Raw genomic sequence first — 3,288 nt, forward strand, 5'->3', positions numbered from 1 at the left:
CCAGAAGAATCGCTGCCGCAAGGGTTCGCATGGAAGCCAGTCTACGGGTAAGCTTGCCCGGGCGCAAGATGGGCGCCCGGTTGAGACAATGCTGGAACCGTTTTTTTACATGCTCAAGGGGATGGGGCTGCCGGTCACGCCGACCGAGTGGATGACCCTGCACGAGGCGCTGGAGAAGGATCTGGCCGATTCCTCGCTGCTGGATTTCTACTACCTCTCGCGCGGGCTGCTGGTAAAGACCGAGCAGCACTACGACATTTTCGACCGGGCCTTCGGGGAATTCTTCTCCCGCTTCGAGACCAGCGAGGAAATGCTCGCCACCATTCTGGCCGGCATGAAGGCCCCAGATGAGGAGCTCAACCTCAGCCCCGAAGAGCTGGCCAAGCTCAAGAAGCTCAACCTCTCGGAACTGCGCGCACGCTTCGAAGAGAAATACCGCACCGGCCACTACGACGAGCACGTGGGCGGCAACAAGCAGATCGGCACGGGCGGGCGCTCTCCCACCGGAGAGATGGGCGACAATCCCCAGGGCCTGCGCGTGGGCGAGAACGAGCAGGGCCGCCACCGGCGCGCCATTCAAGTCGCCACCAAGCGACGCTTTGAGGACCTGTCGGGCGGCCGCGTGCTCGATACGCGCCAGATCCAGGCCGCGCTTCGCCGGCTGAAGGTGATGGTGGCCGAAGGCCCCGAAGACCAGCTCAGCCTGGAAAAGAGCATTGACGCCAGCGCGCGCGGCGGCGGCGACATCGAACTCGTCTTCGAAGCCGAGCGCCGCAACAGGGTGAAGGTAATCCTGTTCCTCGATGCCGGCGGTTCCATGTGGCCCCATGCCAAGATGGCCGACCTGCTGTTTTCGGCGGCGCGCGGGCTCTTCAAGCAGGTCGACCATTACTACTTTCACAACTGCGTCTACCAGCAGGTGTGGAAGAGCTTTGACAAGAACGAGCGCATCGACACGGCGCAGATCCTCAACGAGGCCGACCCCAAGAGCAAGGTGCTCTTCGTCGGCGATGCCGCCATGGCGCTCAGCGAGCTGCTCGCCGTCGACGGTTCCATCGATTACTTCCAGCGAAACGACCTGCCCGGCATCAAGTGGCTCAGCAAAATCCACGAGCAGTTTCCCAGCAGCGTCTGGCTCAACCCCGAGCCGCAGCGCGCCTGGAACATGACCGACTCGACCCGCTACATTCAGCGCGTCTTCCCCATGTTTCCCCTGACCCTTGAGGGCATGGAAGAAGCCGCGAAGTTCCTCGTTACCGGCAAAAAGCACTGACGCGCGTCTCATAATTGAAAGCCATCGAAACCTGTCATCCTGAGCACCGCGAAGGATCGCGTGGAGACGGCGTGAACGCGATTCTTCGGGACGCTTCACGTCCCTCAGAATGACAACATATTGATAGATTCATTGATTGAAGGCCCCTGCCGGGCCAGCGCGTTTGCCTTCCCGGAAAGCTTTCCGGTACCCTTTTTGGGTACGGAAAATTGTGGTTCTGAACATGCATCCGGAAGGAACCGATTCATGGCAAGCCAGCCCATGCCCACGCAGAAGACCCTCGGCGAGCTCAGGGCCTCCGAGTATCAGGCCCTCCCCATTCGCGAGGAGATGCGCCGCAACCTGATCCGCAAGCTCCGCGCCGGCGAGCGCCTGTTCCCCGGCGTCTATGGCTACGACGAGACCGTCGTGCCCCAGCTCGTCAACGCGATCCTGGCCGGGCACAACATCCTGCTGCTGGGCGAGCGCGGGCAGGCCAAGACACGCATCATCCGCTCGCTCACCTCGCTGCTCGACGAATGGATTCCCGTCATCGAGGGAAGCGAAGTAAACGACTCGCCCTTCGATCCCATCTCCAGCGACGGCAAGGACCGCCTGGCAAAGGATGCCGACAAGCTGCCCATCGCCTGGGTCAGTCGCGAGGAACGCTACGCCGAAAAGCTCGCCACGCCGGACGTGAGCACCGCGGACCTCATCGGCGAGATCGATCCCATCCGCGTTGCAGAGGGTCGCTACCTCGCCGACGAGCGAACCATTCACTTTGGCCTGATTCCGCGCACCAACCGCGGCATCTTCGCGATCAACGAGCTCCCCGACCTGCCCGAAAAAGTACAGGTCGCCCTGTTCAACGTGCTCGAAGAACGCGACGTGCAGATCAAGGGCTACAAGGTTCGCCTGCCGCTGGACGTGGTGGTCGTCGCCACGGCCAACCCCGAGGACTACACCAACCGCGGCCGCATCATCACGCCGCTCAAAGATCGCTACGACGCGCTCATCCGCACCCACTATCCGCGTGAGCGCGCACTCGAAGAACAGGTGATCGAGGGCGAGCGCCACGATCTGGCCGTGCCGGGCATGGCCCAGAAGGTGCCCGGATTCATGCGCAAGATCGTCGCCGAGCTCACCGGGCAGGCGCGGCGCAGCCCTGCCATCGACCAGCGCTCGGGCGTTTCGGTGCGCGTCTCCATCGCCAACTACGAATCCATGCTGGCCAATGCCGAGCGCCGCGCGATTCTCTGCGACGAATCCGAAATCGTGCCGCGCATCTCCGATCTGCGCGCGCTCATCGCCTCCACCATGGGCAAGGTGGAACTCGAATACACCGGCGAGGAAACCAGCGAGGCCGAGATCATCGGCGAGCTGATTCAGAAGGCGGTGCACACCGTCTTCAACGAGACCTTCAAGCCCCAGGAGCTGACCGAGGTGGTCACCGCCTTCAACGAGGGCTGGGGCGTGGAAGTCTCCGACGAGATGCCCTCGGCCGAGTACATGCAGGGCGTCGATCAGATCAAGGGCCTGCGCGCCGCGGTGGCCAAGCTGCTCGGCAAGGATGATTCACCCGGCCTGGTGGCCTGCGCCATCGAGTTCATCCTCGAAGGGCTGCATCTGTCCAACAAGCTCAACAAGGAGCTTAAGGACGGGTCGGTGGTGTACCGGTAGGGGCCGGGAGGCCCCGGCAAAATACCCTCCCCCTCCGGGGGAGGTGGGCAAAGCCCGGAGGGGGTCTGCCGAGCGGCGAGCAACTACCCCCTCAGTCCGGCTTTGCCTGACAGCTCCCCCGAAGGGGGAGCGTGAAAGGAAGAACATTCCTTGCGCATCTTCCGCTACAGCAAATGGGACGGCTCGCAATTCGAGTACGACCCCGATGCGACGCCGGGCACCAAGCCCGGGGCCACCTCGCGCGAGGATGTGAAGGATTTCTTCCAGGAACTCTCCAACAACCTGATCCACGGTTTCTCCACCCAGGAAGCCCTGGACTGGATGATGCGCAACGGCTTCGAGATGCCCAGCCGCCA

At 62.9% G+C, this 3,288-nt stretch carries 3 protein-coding genes; all 3 read left to right on the forward strand.

The window, feature by feature from the left end; all coding sequences use genetic code 11:
* The first annotated feature begins 88 nt into the window (after positions 1–88).
* Complete coding sequence (locus KDH09_09275) at positions 89–1,273, forward strand: VWA containing CoxE family protein (GenBank protein ID MCB0219871.1); 1,185 nt, start codon at positions 89–91, stop codon at positions 1,271–1,273.
* 261 nt (positions 1,274–1,534) lie between these two features.
* The gene (locus tag KDH09_09280; GenBank protein MCB0219872.1) at positions 1,535–2,932 is read left to right on the forward strand and encodes a sigma 54-interacting transcriptional regulator; all 1,398 of its coding nucleotides are present in this window, start codon (positions 1,535–1,537) and stop codon (positions 2,930–2,932) included.
* A gap of 150 nt (positions 2,933–3,082) precedes the next feature.
* On the forward strand, positions 3,083–3,288 hold a 206-nt coding region (locus tag KDH09_09285), incomplete at its 3' end, for a hypothetical protein (GenBank protein MCB0219873.1).

The organism is Chrysiogenia bacterium (genome assembly GCA_020434085.1).
Taxonomy (GTDB): domain Bacteria; phylum JAGRBM01; class JAGRBM01; order JAGRBM01; family JAGRBM01; genus JAGRBM01.